This window comes from Algoriphagus sp. NBT04N3, from assembly GCF_019443765.1.
GTDB lineage: Bacteria > Bacteroidota > Bacteroidia > Cytophagales > Cyclobacteriaceae > Algoriphagus > Algoriphagus ornithinivorans.
The window spans coordinates 2774670-2791490 of sequence record NZ_CP048415.1 but is presented as its reverse complement, the minus strand read 5'-3'; the positions used below and the strand labels follow the sequence as shown (position 1 = coordinate 2791490).

Here is a 16821-nt window from a genome sequence, read left to right as displayed (position 1 = left end):
TGGACAATGCTTTCAATCATTAGTTTGTACATTTTTTTTATCTCCAATTCTCAACCTTCAAAGGTTTTTCTTACTAAAAGGGTTGATAATACATTTTTTTATCAACTGAGATGGGTTTGCGTCTGATCGATCATTAGATCAATTTGAAAAAAATATGGAGATAACTCTGAGATTTCTCAGCGATATCTGAATGAATACTTGGATCACCTGGAAAAGACCCAACAGTTTGGTGGGGGAAATAAGGAGGTGACTAAGCAATTGTTGGAAAATAGAAAGTCGGAGATGGAATAATCTATTATTTCACTCCCAAGAGTCGAAATGGAAGCATAAAAATGCCTCGGACAAAGTCAAATGAAATATCTATGGCAAGTCCCAGCAATTTGAATGGAAGCAAAAGCAACCAGACAAATGGGTAGAGAATTAAAGCTATGATCGCAATGGGCCAGCATAGGACAAGCAAGATTAACCAAAGTAGAAAGTTGAGCATGCTTTTATTCTATCAAGGAAAGTGCCTTTTATTTAAGTGTCTAATTTTTAGCTTCTTAAAATGTGAAGCTTTTTCGTAATGTTTCATTACCGAACAATTCTATGGACAAAAAAATAATTTAAAACATTGAAGTAATATCTTCTTTAAAGTACTTTTTTCGGACCTTTACGGAGCAGATGGAATTATTTAAGAAGCAAAGAAAAAAAATAATTATTTAACAATATGAATACGCCAACAGAGATTTTTGAAAAAGCAGAAAGGCTTATGGATGATTTGGGATTTGATATAATTAAATCAGACAGAAGTAGACCTTGGGGAGGATTTTTGGTAATCAATGAAAACCAAGCTAAAAAGTTTGCCAAGCAATTTTTTCCAGAAGAGGATTTTGAGGCCTTAAAACTTTCCGATAAGCTGAGCCCGAAAATTCTTTTGGTGGCACCCGAGAAAAGACTTAGCTGGCAATATCATTTTAGAAGAGCTGAAATTTGGCGTTGTATAGATGGGCAGGTAAATGTGGCAACCAGTATGACCGATGAACAAAAAGATGTTACTACCCTTCGAAAAGGAGATAAAATCAAATTACAACAAGGGGAAAGACATAGGCTAATTGGGATGAAAGACTGGGGAATGGTAGCTGAAATCTGGCAACATACAGATTCAACAAACCCATCTGATGAAGATGACATTGTTAGGCTTGAAGATGATTTCGGAAGGTAATTGTCTTTTGTTTATTTAGTGAACAAAGCTTAATTCTTGAAGTATAAATTTATGAAAGTGTTGTTTGACCCTCAAATGACACTTTTTTTCATTTGCTAGATACTATTCTTGAAAATGAGATTTTATATTCAGTTGTAAGCGATTTTGGATTTAAAGCTCTGTTGAAATTTTCAATACTTTATGCAGGTCTGAAGTTTTTATCCATGATTCGAAGAAAGAACCTTTAGAATAAAGGAGAACAAATTCCTTTGAATATTCAGCAAAAGTGTAATGAATATGAATTACTTCATTAACAAAGCCTAAGTCACATTCAGTTAGTTTTCTTATGTCCAAATAGAATTTATTAGCGTTTTGTAAAAGTAAAGAAGGAATAACCTCTCTGATTTTTTCAATTTGAGACCCTTTTGCATCTCCTTCCAATTCAATCCTTATAATAGGCTTATTTTCCTTTTCGTCATTATATTGATTAATAGTAACTGTCATTTTTTTATGTATTTGTATTAGTCCTTCAAAATAAAAGGTAATCCACCGAGCTTTCATTTACCTTGAAAGGTTAGTTCATGAGGGTTACGATCTTCCTACAATTGCTAAACTAAGTCATTCTATCCAATATTTTTTAAAGATTTTGGATATAGGCATTATGAGTACCACTTAAGTTAGAAGCTGGGCCGAGTTTATCAAGAGTCATTTACTGTGGAACATTTTAGGATTGGAATCCAGGTTTATTTTTTTTTTGTTCAATTCATAAATTCAATAACTCTTTTTGGCCTATTGAATTAAGGTGTCTTCTTACCCCAAACAAGAAGGATTAGGATTGATGAATTTTTCTCGATTGATTAAAATTAAATATCGCCTAGTTATATTTTTTAAAGAGAAAAATATAAATTTAATTAGACCAAACACCTTGCACTATGAAAATCCTAAAGTATGTGGGACTTATAGTCCTAATCATTATCGCGATTCCCTTGATCTCTGCTCTTTTCATCTCAAAGGATTATGAAGTTGTTGAAAAAATTATTATCGAAAGACCGATTGCCGAAGTTTACGAGTTTACCAAGTATCTGAAAAATCAGGATCAATTCAGCAAATGGGCGCTGATGGATCCCGAAATGGAAAAGTATTATGAGGGTGAAGACGGAACGGTTGGTTTTGTTGCAGGATGGAAAAGTGAAAACCCTGATGTAGGACATGGAGAGCAGGAGATTTTAGCAATCAAGGAGATGGAGAGGATAGATTATGAACTAAGATTCATCGAGCCTTTTGAAAGTACTGACAAGGCTTACTTGGCCTATGAACCTTTAGGCCCTAATCAAACAGAGGTCACCTGGGGATTTGAGGGACGCATGAGTTACCCCATGAATGTCATGATTCCCTTGATGAATATAGAAAATATGCTGGCTGAGGATTTTCAAACTGGTTTATCCAACCTTAAAAAGATTATGGAGAAATAGGTTGAATAAGAATAAGAAATGAAAGCTCAAGTCCATGAAGGATTTGAGCTTTTTATTTTGAAAGCTCGACCAGTCTGCCCACCATGATTCCGGATTGAGTTCTATTTCCTTGAAGATAATCATGTAGGGGAAGTGCAGAGATTTCCACTTCTTTATTTTTGGAGCTGGCATGTAAAAGATGAATTCTTCCATTTTTTTCAATGGCAAAACCCACATGCACCATATCCAAATTGGGGATTGTAGTGGTGATGGCAATGATGTCTCCTGACTGAATTTTTTCTTCCACTGAGTGGATTTGGTCCTTGGGAATAAAATAATAAGACCTTTTTGCTATTGCAGATTCTATTAAGCGCAATTGATCAACATTTGCTTTTTGACTCAATTGGGGATAAAACTGTGGATTTTCAGTCATAAATGAAGGCTTGTTGGTATAAGAAATCCCACCTATTGCCTGAGTCATATCCATGACAATTCCTTTTTGCTCATTGTCATAAATCCAATCTGAGAAATAATGAAGTCTACTGGTATAGCCTTTGTTTTCTCCTTGTCTGTATCGAATCTTCTCTAATTCTTCTTCAAAGTTTTTCATGCTGAATTTCCCCATTTGACTTATTCGGGTGAGCCCAAGGACAGTTTCCACAAATGTAGTGCAATCCACACCCATTAGATTGATAACCAATTGCTCAGGACCTGGAACCTCCAATGTTTTCTCCACATAGGGAGTTTTTAAAAAAGACTGACCTATCTCAATAGCTTGGAGATGGATGGGATTGTTTGGATTGTTTTCTTGAGAGAGGTTTTCAAGTGTGCTTTCTAATTTTTCCCTGCTTTGAAGGTCGCAGACAGTCTGAGCAGAGAGTTCAAATGATAGAATGAAAAAAAGTATAAAAAAGCGTTTCATTAGGAAAGGAAGTTTAGAATTATTGAATTGACCAGATTTGAATAGGCACTGCGCATTGAAGGTACAAAGTATTTTTTTTGACCACTTTTAATAGGAATTAGAATTTAGATCGACTTTGTGTTCCTTGAAATTAAAATAGCTCGTTTTCTATGACTTAAAGTGAAAGCTTAAAGCCCCCATTGATTACAAATCCATCCACAGGAGCATAAATGTCCCTGAATTGGGGATCACTGATATTTCCTGTGAAAATGGTGTCAAATCTGGTTTGTCGAGTATCTAAGAAGTTTTCGAAATTGAGAAATAAGGAAAAGGATTCCCCCAATTTTTTTTCTGTCATCAGGCCCATAATCCAAAAAGATTTGCCTGTTTCACCATCGTTCAAAAGCTGTGGACTGTAGTAATAAGCTTCCAATCCTATCCAAAAATTATCATGCTTCTCATACATCAACACATTATTCAGCCTATGCTTGGCTACTAGGGGATAGGGGCTGCTTTGATTTTGGAAGCTCTGGATTACATCTGCAAAGGTATAGCCCGTAAATAGCTTCAAATCCTTATAATTCCATTTTAAATTCAGCTCAAGACCTTGGGTTCGGAAGTAGCCTCCGTTTTGTTGAAATTCGAATACAGCGCCATTTCTGACTAGCAATAATGGGTCTTGAATTCGGGTATAAAATAGCAGGCTGTTCATCACCAGGGACAGTTCTTCACCTAATGAAACCTTGTAGTTAATATCAAAATTTGCTCCTCCAGACCTTTCAGCTTCCAGTTCCCTTGGATTAATTGGGAGAATATTTCTGAATTGGAGACGCTCAGCATCTTCCGTAAAGACTGTCGGGGACTTGTAACCCAATCCTCCTCCTAATCGAAAAGTCCATGCATTTGAGGGTTCGTACATGAATGAAATCTTTGGAAGGGGAAAAACGCCATAGTCTTTCTGATAATCCAATCTGAACCCAGACTCGATAGTCCATTTTTCAGATGTATTCCAGATGTTCTGAACAAATGCCCCTACGGTATTTAGCGTGTAATCGAGATTTTGATTCAAATTCCCTTGCTGCTGTGTAAAGCGATCTGTCCAGAGATTTAGACCGGTAATCCATTCAGTTTTAGAGTTGGCAGTGCTAAGATTGATCTCGCTGAAGGATAGCATTTGCCTTCCAGAAAATTGATAATCTGGAATGAAAATGCTCCTATCATAAAAGCTAAAAGTGTTTTTAAAAGTTAGCCTGGAGTTATCAGCGAATTGATTAAAATATTTCAGTTCGGTGGATATTCTTTCAGTCTGATTTTCTTCGAAATAAGGGTTTGCTACAGATTCGCCATGGATAAAGTCAACATTTCCACCCAATCGTTTTTCAGTCATCAAATTCAGTCCGGCTACGATTTCAGACCGTTCATTGACCTCCCAAAATAATTTTGGATTGAGCGTAAATCTATCAAATTTCGGAATTGCTGTCAGGCCAATATCTGCAGGATCATAGGCTGTACCCTTGTTGTAAGAAGTGAAAATAGTAGTCCCGAACTTTTCACCTTTGGCCGAATAAAAGGCGCTTGCATCCAGGCCAAGCGCAGAGGTTCCATTGAGCATCAAAGAAAGTTCTGGACTCTCTCCCGGAGTTTTTGAAATTAGGTTCACTAGCCCGGCAATAGCTCCCCCTCCGTAAAGGGTGGAAGCAGATCCTTTGATGACTTCCACCTGTGCCAAGTCCAAAGGCGCAATTTGCATAAGACTCAAGCCTCCGGAATAGCCTGAATAAAGTGGTAATCCATCTCTTAGCAGTTGGGTGTATTTCCCGTCCAAACCTTGGATCCGTATGCTGGAATTATAGCTGGTGGCAGATGTTTGTTGGGTTTGTATACCTGTACTTTCATTGAGAAGCATACGAATATCTCCGGGTTTCATATTGCCCTTTTCAGACAGTTCTTCGCCAGCGATAATCTCTACCCGGGTGGGTACATCTTCTATTACTCTACTGCTACGATTAGACTGAACGACCAATTCCTCCAGTTCTTCATCAGCATGTTTGAGGAAAAATATTTCCGGTGCACTTCCTGCTTCCAGTGGAATAGATCGCTTGAATTGTATGGGTTGGTAGCCTAAAAATCTGATTTCAAATAAATAGGTACCATCAGGAATATTGTCAATCTGAACCATCCCAGACTCATCTGAAATGTCTCCTATCCCCAATGTTGGAATTGAAATGCTGGCCCCAGGGAGAAAATCTTTGGTTTCGTAGTCTTTGATTTGAGCTCTAAAGCTATGTTGCGCCAGAGCCTGATTTATGCAGAAAAAAGTAATAGCCAGGGTTAGAAGTTTCATGCTTCAAATGTATCAATCCTGAGCCTGAGAAAATTGAATTTTTCCAAAAAGGGAGAAAATTAACTCTGATCTGTCTACCGCTAAGAGTGAAGGATAATTTGACGGAATTTTATATGTTATAACTAATTTTCTTAAACATTTTGGGTGTAAAAGGCTTTAATAAGTAAACCAACGTATTGATTTTAACATGAAAAGATTCACATTTTTATTTGTTTTTATGATGGCATGGGTTCTGGAAGTCAACGGACAAACAGCCACTACTGTTAAACTTCAGGAAACTTTGGAAGACCTGGTTAGCCTAGATAGATTGGTGAGACAGGTTCATTGGAATGCACGAGGAACTGCTGCCTATTCCTTACATGAGCTAACTGGCGAGTTTCACGCGGAATTGGATTCACAGCAAGATATTTTCGCTGAGCAGCTTTCAATATTGGGTGTTGATCCTGTAGTCTCTTTTGAGAAGTTGACCCAAAACGTACACGCAGTTCCCAATGCCAATCAAAAGCATATGAGAAAAGCCGGAATTGATTTATTGATTAAGCACTACCAACAAATGATTAATCAAGTCAAGGAAAGAATGAAAGGAATTGATGATCTGGTGGTTGAGGATCATTTTATCGGCTTAAGAGCCATGCTGGAATTACAGCAATGGAAACTGAAACTGGAACAAGAGATTTAAAAAAAAGCTGCCATTTGGCAGCTTTTTTTATGTTTAATTCTCAATGGTCACTATCAATTTTTGAATAACAATTAACTCAATAACTAATACCTATTCACTAATAACAAATAACTATTCACCAATAACTAACCCCCGTTTCACAGATTCTCAATAGCCTCCTGAATCGAATGCTCACCCTCCAAGATTTCAAAGGAAGAATTGCTTGCAATGTTTTTATTCAGCACATAAATAAGGGTTCCTGCCACATCTTCTCTGGAAATCTTTCCTCTTTTATTGAGAGCATAAGCCGCTTGAATTTTTCCCTTTCCAGCATCATCGGTTAAACCACCAGGCCTGACTATGCTGTAGGAGATACCGGATTTTTTCAAATACTCATCTGCCTCATGCTTCGCCTCCAAATAAAAATGAATAGGGGAGTCCGGGTCTGGATTACCGGCACCCATGGAGCTCAGCATCACATATTTTTCAATTCCGTTTTCTAGAGCTAAATCCACACTTTTTTTAGCGCCTTCCTGATCTACTGCTATGGTTTTATCTTTCCCTGTGGAGGAACCTGAACCCGCTGCGAATATTACCAAATCCATGTCTTCATAGGCTCTGGAAAAGTCTTCCTCCAAATCTCCCATTACTGTGGGAACTCCCAGTTCTTCAAAAAACTCTTTCTGAGATTCTTCTCGGATCATGGCTGTTGGCTGATAGTGTTGTGAGTTTACTAATTTTTTGCAAATCAGCCTTCCGGTAATTCCATTAGCTCCGATGATTAATACATTCTTTTTTGACATGTTAAAAAGGATTTAGATGAGAAAATTGATTTTATAGGATTTAAATCTGTTTGAGCAGAATTAGCTTTAATGCAAAAACCCCAAAAGCTTAAACTCATTTACTAAACCTCCAAAAAGAGGAAAAGTTACTTTTTTTCGTTTTGATAGGCTTTTTCATATTGATTGTGAATCACCATGATCACCAGACCAAAACAAATAGCAGCCAAAATCAGAAAATTATTCATCAATCCTTCCACTGAAAAAGAAAGGCGAATCAATATGGTCGATACGATGAAACCGGAGTTTCTCATGACTTTGTGAAACTGGTCCGTGTAGTAAAAGGAAGCCAGTAGAAGTATGACATCGACTACAATCAAAATCATAAAGAATTCGTCAAAAAATATGGCGTTGATATTTTTGAATGAAGTACCCAAACTGCCTTCAGGGAATAAAATATAGGTACTCCAGCTACCTAGGGTATATAGCGCAATGCCCAATAAAATAGGAACCAGAATGGTTGCAGTTAATTTCTTGAATTGAATGAAAGCTTTCAGTTCTTCTGATGGGGCTGTTTTGACACCTTCCGTTTCTTGCTTTTTACTGTTTTTGTAAAAGAGTAATAGCAAAAAGAACAATGCTACCGATGTCAGAAGGTCATAAGTGAATTGCAGATCATCCTTAATTTGAAACCAATCGGAAGAAAGCTCCAAAGTGGCTAGGTCTTTAAAAAGTCTACGGATTATGATGAGAGAAATGATCTCATACTGTTTGCCAATGTAGGTAGTGAATGACTTGGGTAAAAAATAGACGAGTAGATAAACTTCATAGACCAGAATAAACGAGAATGGAGTATAAATTGCTGAAATTGGATTTTCGAAGAGCTCGGACTCAACATCATAAAACCCTAAATCTGCCAGAAAAATTAAGATCAAATGGATGATAAAACTTCCAATAGCAATCCCTAAAATCCAACCTTCCCCTTTAGCCTTAGTTTTTTCAGAAAGCAGCTTGGTGTATAGACTATGAAAAAAACTTGGTACTTGCATTTAAGATGGATTTATCCCATTAACATAGACTTAATCCAAAAATGAATGAATTGTTTAATAGATTGATAATAAACAAATTGCTACTTGTAATGGGTTCTTCCCAAATGAGGATCTGTTTTAATTATTTCAAGAAAATAACTGTTTGCTTTCTTGTTTATCAAAATAACTCCCAATAGCTTTACGGCTTGTAATGAATAAGATGCTCCGATTTTTATTGGCCTTCGTGATTTTCCTATCCCTGGGAATAGGTCAAGTTGCATCCATATTTCTTATACCCGAGCATCAGGAGTATTCCTATAATGAGGAAGGTGTTCAATTGGATGAACCAATTCTTCCTTTGTCAGATCAGGCCATTTGGTTGGTACCTGATTCTTCCATAGAAAGAGGAAGTTTAAATCTGACTTCTGAGACAGTGGAAGAAGAAACGGAGGATAAAAACTCTCATTTCTTTTTACTGATTCAAGTTGCTCTTTCTTCTCTTTTCTTTTTCTTATTAATCGGAAGCTTCCGAGCTTATTTGACCAAGTTCTTGTTATTTAATAAGAACTTCTCTTTCACCCACCCCTGTAGAATACACCTGTCAAACTGTGTTTTGACGATATAGGATTTTTCGTCAATTGAGCAAACCTTGCTCAATTAGAGCATACCTCTATTGGAAATCAGAAACAATAAACCCTTGTGTCATTCCTTGGCATTGACTTGGGCTTAGTCTCATGTTTATGCGCGGAGTGGAATTTCCATCACTCAATTACTTACGAAAAATCATCATGAATAATCATAGATTAACTTTGATTGTGGGCTTGTTTGCGCTTTTATTTCAAACTGCCTGCAATTCACATCATCAATCCAAAGAAGAAGAATCTACTTTTTTGGTCACTAGTCCAATTGTTAAGGACACAGTTATTTACAAAGAATACGTCAGTCAAATTCATTCTATACAGCACATAGAATTAAGAGCTTTAGAGAAAGGTTACCTTCAAAACATTTATGTGGATGAGGGTCAATTTGTCAAAAAAGGACAATTGATGTTTCGCATCATGCCAACTATCTACAAAGCAGAGGCACAACGTGCGAAGGCTGAGGCAAATTTTGCGGAAATAGAATACCTCAATACCAAAAGCCTTGCAGACAATAATGTGGTTTCTCCCAATGAATTAGCATTGGCTCAGGCAAAATTTGAAAAGGCCAAGGCAGAACTGAATCTTGCCGAAACGCATCTTGGATTTACAGAGATTAGAGCTCCATTTGATGGCATCATGGGGCGTTTTCTGGTAAGACAGGGTAGTTTGCTTGATGAAGGTGAGCTTCTAACCACACTATCAGACAATAATCAGATGTGGGTTTATTTCAATGTGCCTGAAGCCGAATATCTCAATTATGTTTCTTCCAACACGCTGGAAAAGTTGCCTAATGTGATATTGCAGATGGCTAACAACAAGGAGTTTGAGGAAAAAGGAAAAATTGAAACTATTGAGGCAGATTTCAATAATGAAACAGGAAATATTGCCTTTCGGGCAACCTTCCCGAATTCTAAGAAAATCCTTAGACATGGAGAAACAGGGAATATCAAAATGCCTGTTATTTATGAAGATGCCTTAATAATACCTCAAAAGGCAACTTTCGAAATATTGGATAAAAAGTTTGTCTTTGTTGTCGACAAGGATGGTTTAGTCAACTCCAAACAAATCACGGTATTGACTGAACTTCCACATCTCTATATCATTGCTCCGGATTTAGGGGAGGATGATAAAATTCTGATCGAAGGGCTCCGAAAAGTTGAGAACAAACAGCGAATCAAATTTGATTTCGTGCATCAGGAGAAGGTGTTAGCTGAGCTAAACGGATTACATGCTGAGTAAAGTAAAATTTTAATCACAGGTAAAATGTTTAGCAAATTTATACAGAGACCGGTATTGGCGATAGCCATATCGCTCGCCATCGTATTTCTGGGTATTCTAGCCATAGCTACCAGACCCATCTCCCAGTTTCCTGAAATTGCACCTCCACGGGTAAATATTTTTATCGCTTATCCGGGATCGAGTGCTGATGTTTTGGTTCAGTCTACCCTCATTCCTTTAGAAAGGGCAATCAATGGAGTTCAGGGTATGCAATACTTAATTTCGGATGCTACCAGTGCCGGAGAGGCGACTATTCAGATTGTTTTTGAACCCGGAACTGATCCCAATGCGGCTGTAGTCAATGTCAAAACGAGGGTGGACCAAGTAATGAATAATCTCCCGCCTTTAGTGCAGCGGGAAGGAGTAATTATTACCCCTATTCAGCCAAGTATGCTGATGTATGTAAACCTTTTCAGTACAGATAAAAATGCTGATGAGAAGTTTTTGTACAACTATGCCAATGTGCACATACTACCAGAACTGCAAAGAATCAGCGGCATGGGTAGGGCTCAAATCCTAGGAAGTAGACAATATGCAATGAGGGTTTGGCTTAAGCCTGACCGAATGAGAGCTTACAATATTTCTACCGAAGAGGTATTGGCCTCCATAGATGAGCAAAGTGTGATCGGTAGACCGGGCCGCTTGGGTCAAGCATCCGGAAAAACGGCTCAATCTCTGGAATATGTTCTAACCTATAAAGGCAGATTCAATAAACCTGAGGAATACGAAGAGATTATTGTAAAAGCGAATCCTGAAGGCGAAATCATCAAACTGAAGGATATAGCCGAAGTGGAGCTTGGCAGTGAGTTTTTCGATATCTATTCCAATAAGGATGGTTACCCAGCTGCCTCCATCGTATTAAAGCAAAATATCGGAAGTAATGCCAGCAAAGTTATTGAGCAAGTGAAAAGCAAACTGGAGGAAATGGAATCTGACTTTCCTCCGGGGATGAGCTATGAGATTAATTATGATGTGTCCAAGTTTGTTAATGCATCCATTGATAAAGTGATGCATACCTTGGTGGAGGCCTTCATATTGGTTGCCTTGGTAGTCTTTTTATTCTTGGGGGACTGGAGGTCCACCTTGATTCCAGCAATTGCAGTTCCCGTTTCCTTGATCGGAGCCTTTGTGTTTATGCAGCTTTTTGGTTTGACGATCAATTTGATCACCCTGTTTGCATTGGTATTGGCTATCGGAATTGTGGTTGATGATGCCATCGTTGTAGTGGAGGCGGTACATGCAAAAATGGAAGAAGAACACCTATCTCCCTACAAGGCTGTGAAAAAAGTGTTGGGAGAAATCAGCGGTGCAATCATTGCCATCACCCTCATCATGACTGCTGTATTCGTGCCAGTGGCCTTTATGACTGGACCTGTGGGCGTCTTTTACAGGCAGTTTTCCATTACCATGGCCAGCTCCATTGTGCTATCAGGTGTGGTTGCATTGACCCTAACTCCGGTTTTATGCGCGATGATCTTAAAAAACAATCATGGCAAAGCAAGAAGAAAATCTCCTGTTGATCGCTTCTTGGATTGGTTCAATAGAAAATTTGAAAAACTTACCGGAAGATACGTTTCATTACTTCGCCTGATTGTGAATAGGAGAGTGGTGACTTGGGGAATTCTAATAGCATTTGGATTGGGAATTTTTGCAGTCAATGAAAAACTTCCTTCTGGGTTCATCCCTAATGAGGATCAGGGGATGATTTATGCCATTATTCAAACTCCTCCGGGATCTACCTTGGAGAGAACCAATGAGGTTTCCAGAAAGCTTCAGGAAATTGCAGAAGAGGTGGATGGAATTCAATCTGTTTCCTCATTGGCAGGATATGAAATCTTAACCGAGGGAAGAGGCTCCAATGCAGGTACTTGTTTGATCAACTTGAAAGATTGGTCTCAGAGACATCATTCTGTTAGGAAAATTATTCATGAACTGGAAGAGAAAACCAAAGATTTGGGAGCTGTAATCGAATATTTCGAACCGCCTGCTGTTCCCGGATACGGTTCATCTGATGGTTTTTCTCTGAGAATGCTAGACAAAAACAGCACGGTGGATTATCAAGAGTTTGATCAGGTTAATTCGGAGTTTATGACAGAATTGAAAAAAAGGCCTGAGCTCTCAGGGCTCTTCACTTTTTTTGCTGCCAATTATCCTCAGTATGAGCTGATTATTGATAATGAATTAGCCATGCAAAAGGGAGTGTCAATAGGTAAGGCCATGGAAAACCTTGATGTTTTGATTGGTAGTACCTATGAACAGGGATTTATCCGTTTTGGAAATTTCTTCAAGGTATATACCCAATCAGCTCCTGAGTACAGAAAACTTCCCAGTGATATTCTGAATCTTTTCATCAAGAGCGAGCATGGAGAAATGGTGCCTTACTCAGCCTTTATGAAAATGGAGAAAAAGCAAGGGCCTAATGAGATCACTCGATTCAACCTCTATACTTCTTCCTCTATCAAAGGAGTTCCTGCTCCAGGATACACCAGTGGGGATGCGATACAGGCCATTCAGGAAGTGGCGGAAAAAACTCTGCCAAATGGGTATGATATAGCATGGGAAGGACTTTCCTACGATGAGGCTAGAAGAGGAAATGAAGCACTCTATATTTTTATTGTAGTACTGATTTTCGTGTACTTGGTCTTAGCAGCGCAGTACGAAAGCTTCATAATTCCTTTGGCTGTAATATTCTCCCTTCCTGTGGGGGTATTTGGATCTTTCTTACTTCTAAAAATGATGGGTTTGGCGAATGATATCTATGCACAGATAGGCCTTATCATGCTAGTGGGCTTGCTAGGTAAAAATGCCGTCTTGATAGTGGAGTTTGCGGTGCAGAAGCATCAACAGGGATCATCGGTTTTAGAAGCAGCGATAGAAGGAGCTAAAGTCAGGTTTAGACCTATTTTGATGACTTCCTTTGCCTTTATAGCAGGTCTGATTCCTTTGGTGATAGCTACCGGCCCTGGAGCTATCGGAAATAGGACAATCGGCTCCTCCGCCATGGGAGGGATGTTGTTTGGGACAATTTTCGGGGTACTCATTGTACCCGGGCTCTACTTCTTATTTGGCAGCTTGGCCGAAGGTAGAAAGCTAATCCGGGATGAGGATGAAAACCCATTGAGCGAGGATTTTGTGGGCTCTGGAACCCGAAATTCTTTATTGAAGAAAATCAAAAAATTACTGTCTAAAAACAATATCAATCATGAAGAAGTCTAATTTCATTCAATTGTGGGCAGTCGTTTTTGTACTGCTCCTGAGTTTTGCCTGCAAAGTTCCGGAAGCAGCTTTGAGGCAAGAAAATAAGGAACTTCCTCTTGCTTACAATGCATCAGGAGACTCTATCAATTCAGCTCAAATTCCATGGAGATCTTTTTTTGAGGACCCCAATCTGAAAGCTTTGATCGATTCTGCTTTAAGCAGAAATCAGGAGTTGAATATTTTCCTGCAGGAAATTCAAATCGCCAATAATGAGATAAAGGCCAGAAAAGGAGAGTATCTCCCATTCGTCTCGATTCAAGGGGGAGCAGGTGTGGATAAAGTGGGCAGATATACCCGTTTTGGTGCACTGGAAGCTACGACCGAAATCAAAGAAGGGAAAGAGTTTCCAGAGCCATTTACAGATTTGATGGTTGGAGCTTTTGCTTCTTGGGAATTGGATGTTTGGAAAAAGCTCAGGAATTCCAAAAAGTCAGCTGTTTTTGAATATTTAGCAACTGTGGAAGGGAGAAATTTCCTAATTACAAATTTGGTGTCTGAAATCGCCAGTTCTTATTTTGAATTGATGGCTTTGGATAATCAACTGGAAATAATCAGTCAGACCATAGAAATCCAGAAAAATGCCTATGAGACTGTCAAACTTCAAAAAGAAGCTGCAAAGGCCACAGAGTTGGCGGTAAAGAGGTTTGAAGCCGAATTGGCTAAAAACAGAAGTTTGATTTACGCGATTCAACAGGAAATCACAGAAACTGAAAACCGGATTAATTTCTTAACAGGTAGATTTCCTCAGCCCATTCGGAGAAGTTCAGCTTCGTTTTCCGAGTCCAGTCCTAAGCTGGTGCAGGCTGGGATTCCTTCTCAGTTATTGATCAATAGACCGGATATCAGGCAGGCTGAACTGGAATTAGCTGCAGCCAAATTGGACGTGAAAGTAGCGAGAGCCAATTTCTATCCTTCTTTCAGGATTACAGCAGGTTTGGGTTTTCAAGCCTTCAATGCCAGGTATTTACTGACAAGTCCCGAGTCCATGCTTTACGGATTAGCGGGTGATTTGATGGCTCCTTTAGTCAATAGAAATGCTATTAAAGCTCAATACCAAACTGCAAATTCAAAGCAACTGCAAGCAGTCTACGAATACGAGCAACGTATTTTAAATGGATATTACGAGGTCTCCAATCAGATGGCAAAAATTTCCAATTTGGAGCAAAGTGCCAATTTGAAAGCCAGACAGGTACAAGCTTTAACGGAGTCCATAGCAATTTCTTCCAGCCTTTTCCGATCAGCTAGGGCGGATTATATGGAGGTGCTGCTCACTCAGCGAGACGCATTGGAGTCCAAAATGGAATTGATTGAAACCAAAGCCCAACAAATGAATGCTATGGTGCATTTATATCAGGCTCTGGGTGGAGGATGGAATTAGGTTGATAAAGATGCTTGGCGAAAGCATAACTGAGTGATGATTTATTCTAAATTCAAAAACCGTCCTACAGCGTTGTGGGATGGTTTTTCTTTTTTTGCAACTGTTCATAAATCTTTCCCCCTATGACTTAGCCAGTTGATCGATAAGTTGTGAAAAAACATTTTTGAGCATAGAAATTGATTGATTCTGCTTTGCCCGGGAGATTTAGAAAGTTCGGGTTTCAATGAAGCTAAATATTTAAATTGAATCGAATTTATAATTCCAAACACCATTGATTTTTAATCGGAATGAGTAAAGTTTTTATTCTTCTACAATCAACCTATCAAATAATTACTGTCATCAGTATCATTATTTCTTTGGGCTTTTTGATTAAGCTTAGGTTGGTTCGGAAGCGATCTTCATTTAAGACCAAGCTGGAACTTCTGATTTTTGCGGTCATATTTCTTCAGTCCTTTGAGTTGCTCTGCAGGGTGGCAACTGAAGAAGCCATCATCAATCAGTTTCATGATTTCTTTTATTTTTTCATCCTGTTTGTAGGTTATCTCTGCTATGATTTGGTCTATGCGTTGCTCTATAAAAACTCCGCTATTTACAACACGCTTAAGGTATCCTTAATCGTGGGAACAGTTCTGATAGCATTTTTATGTGTGAAATACGATGTGAAGGATTACTATATCTATACTGATTCTTATGGCTTTGTGACTGATTTTGAAGGTAACCCCATGGCTAAAATCTCAAGGTTATGGATAGGAGTGGGCTTTCTTCTAGCTGTTTACATGTTTTACCAGGAATTTCTAAAGAAACCCCACTTAAAGCAGGATTTTAGAAATTTCTTCATTGGCTTGGTGATCACAGGAAGCTTGGGCTTTCTCGGACAAATTGTGCTCCCTTTGATTGTCGGGTTTGAGATTCCCATGATCTCTATTTCAGTTCCTATCTTCATTTACTTTTCCTATTCCCTGCTTTCTAATAATATCCTAGTAAAGCTCAATCTTAGGGAATCTTCCAGTACCATTTTTGATTCCATCAATGCCTATATCTCTTTCATCGATAAGGATTATTCTATTTTATATTTCAACAAAAACTTTGCTTCTCTATTTGGTGGAGTGACTGTAGGAGATTCCTTGAATCAGAAAGAAATGTTTGGGGCCTTGATTTCTGAATTGGAAGAAAATAAAGGACCTCAATTCAACGTGGTCCATTTGGCAGTGGATGAAGTTCATTTGGGAATAAGGATTTCTCCTATTTATGAAAAAAGACAATTAAAAGGATACTTTCTATTCGGGATCAATGTGTCCCATATGGTGGATCAGTTTAATAAATCCAAGGTATCCTTACAGCAACTGTTGGAGTTCAGCAAAAACCAGAAATCCTACATTTTGGAATATTATCCTTCCAAAAAACTTTTCCAGATCAGTTCAAGGCTCTCTGTTTATCTGAACCTCGGTATGGATACGCTAGCCCCTCAAAGTCTGCTCTTTTATCTCCGAAAGCACCTGTCTTTTTCAGATTTGCAGAAGCTGATTACCTTTCTTCGGACACCTGATTTTTCTAAAGATTTTAAAATCACTTTCAAGGATGAAAATTCAGGCCAATATGACTTTAGAATTACTTCTTATGAGAATGAGTTCAGCAAGCATTTAGTCTTCTTTTTATTGGAAGAAAATCAGTGCGAGGAAATGAAAAATTGGTATCAACAGGATGTTTCCTGGATCATTTCCCACATTTTCAGAAAAAATGTTGCAAATGCCTTGGGGCTATTGGATTATCTCAAAGAAAATGATGAGCTCAATTCCAACCCTGTATATACTGACAAGGAATTGATCAAGCTCATCAATAAGGAGATTGAAGAATTGGATAATAATTTAATCGCTTATTCGAGGTTGAAATAAGGGCCTTCAAAATTCCCCCACGAATAGCCG

At 38.4% G+C, this 16821-nt stretch carries 14 protein-coding genes; 8 read left to right on the top strand and 6 right to left on the bottom strand.

Going from position 1 to position 16821, the window contains the following annotated elements; genetic code table 11:
- Positions 1–295 precede the first annotated feature (295 nt).
- Positions 296–487: a hypothetical protein gene (locus GYM62_RS12045; RefSeq protein ID WP_091649278.1), complete on the bottom strand. Its 192-nt coding sequence runs from the start codon at positions 485–487 to the stop codon at positions 296–298.
- 222 nt (positions 488–709) lie between these two features.
- Here GYM62_RS12045 and GYM62_RS12040 point away from each other — a divergent pair, with 222 nt between their 5' ends.
- Complete coding sequence (locus tag GYM62_RS12040; RefSeq protein WP_219956585.1) at positions 710–1204, top strand: phosphoheptose isomerase; 495 nt, start codon at positions 710–712, stop codon at positions 1202–1204.
- 150 nt (positions 1205–1354) lie between these two features.
- Here the strand turns inward: GYM62_RS12040 and GYM62_RS12035 are convergent, their stop codons facing one another.
- Complete coding sequence (locus GYM62_RS12035; RefSeq protein ID WP_219956584.1) at positions 1355–1687, bottom strand: hypothetical protein; 333 nt, start codon at positions 1685–1687, stop codon at positions 1355–1357.
- A gap of 428 nt (positions 1688–2115) precedes the next feature.
- Here GYM62_RS12035 and GYM62_RS12030 point away from each other — a divergent pair, with 428 nt between their 5' ends.
- Positions 2116–2655 (top strand): SRPBCC family protein, encoded by a 540-nt coding sequence (locus tag GYM62_RS12030; protein WP_219956583.1) that lies wholly within the window; start codon positions 2116–2118, stop codon positions 2653–2655.
- Between the two features lie 52 nt (positions 2656–2707).
- On the opposite strand, the gene GYM62_RS12025 is transcribed toward GYM62_RS12030, so the two are convergent.
- Both GYM62_RS12025 and GYM62_RS12020 read right to left on the bottom strand, forming a co-directional pair.
- On the bottom strand, positions 2708–3556 hold the full coding sequence (locus GYM62_RS12025; RefSeq protein ID WP_219956582.1) for an N-acetylmuramoyl-L-alanine amidase-like domain-containing protein: 849 nt from the start codon (positions 3554–3556) through the stop codon (positions 2708–2710).
- A 154-nt stretch (positions 3557–3710) separates the two neighbouring features.
- Entirely contained in the window at positions 3711–5879 is a 2169-nt protein-coding gene (locus GYM62_RS12020) for a TonB-dependent receptor (RefSeq protein ID WP_219956581.1), read from the bottom strand.
- Between the two features lie 187 nt (positions 5880–6066).
- On the opposite strand from GYM62_RS12020, the gene GYM62_RS12015 reads away from it, so the two are divergent.
- Entirely contained in the window at positions 6067–6558 is a 492-nt protein-coding gene (locus tag GYM62_RS12015) for a ferritin-like domain-containing protein (RefSeq protein ID WP_091649322.1), read from the top strand.
- Between the two features lie 137 nt (positions 6559–6695).
- On the opposite strand, the gene GYM62_RS12010 is transcribed toward GYM62_RS12015, so the two are convergent.
- A complete protein-coding gene (locus GYM62_RS12010; protein ID WP_219956580.1) occupies positions 6696–7340 on the bottom strand; it encodes an SDR family oxidoreductase in 645 nt (214 codons plus the stop codon).
- Between the two features lie 125 nt (positions 7341–7465).
- A complete protein-coding gene (locus GYM62_RS12005) occupies positions 7466–8365 on the bottom strand; it encodes a hypothetical protein (RefSeq protein WP_219956579.1) in 900 nt (299 codons plus the stop codon).
- 199 nt (positions 8366–8564) lie between these two features.
- Between GYM62_RS12005 and GYM62_RS12000 the strand changes: the two genes are divergently transcribed.
- The 5 genes from GYM62_RS12000 (at position 8565) to GYM62_RS11980 (ending at position 16791) form a co-directional block, all read left to right on the top strand.
- A complete protein-coding gene (locus GYM62_RS12000; protein ID WP_219956578.1) occupies positions 8565–8969 on the top strand; it encodes a hypothetical protein in 405 nt (134 codons plus the stop codon).
- Positions 8970–9132: 163 nt separating this feature from the next.
- A complete protein-coding gene (locus GYM62_RS11995) occupies positions 9133–10224 on the top strand; it encodes an efflux RND transporter periplasmic adaptor subunit (protein WP_219956577.1) in 1092 nt (363 codons plus the stop codon).
- A 24-nt stretch (positions 10225–10248) separates the two neighbouring features.
- A complete protein-coding gene (locus GYM62_RS11990; RefSeq protein ID WP_219956576.1) occupies positions 10249–13479 on the top strand; it encodes an efflux RND transporter permease subunit in 3231 nt (1076 codons plus the stop codon).
- The gene (locus GYM62_RS11985; RefSeq protein ID WP_219956575.1) at positions 13466–14899 is read left to right on the top strand and encodes a TolC family protein; all 1434 of its coding nucleotides are present in this window, start codon (positions 13466–13468) and stop codon (positions 14897–14899) included. The genes GYM62_RS11990 and GYM62_RS11985 overlap by 14 nt, the downstream gene beginning before the upstream one ends.
- Before the next feature lie 287 nt (positions 14900–15186).
- Complete coding sequence (locus tag GYM62_RS11980; RefSeq protein WP_219956574.1) at positions 15187–16791, top strand: hypothetical protein; 1605 nt, start codon at positions 15187–15189, stop codon at positions 16789–16791.
- The last annotated feature ends 30 nt before the right edge of the window (positions 16792–16821 follow it).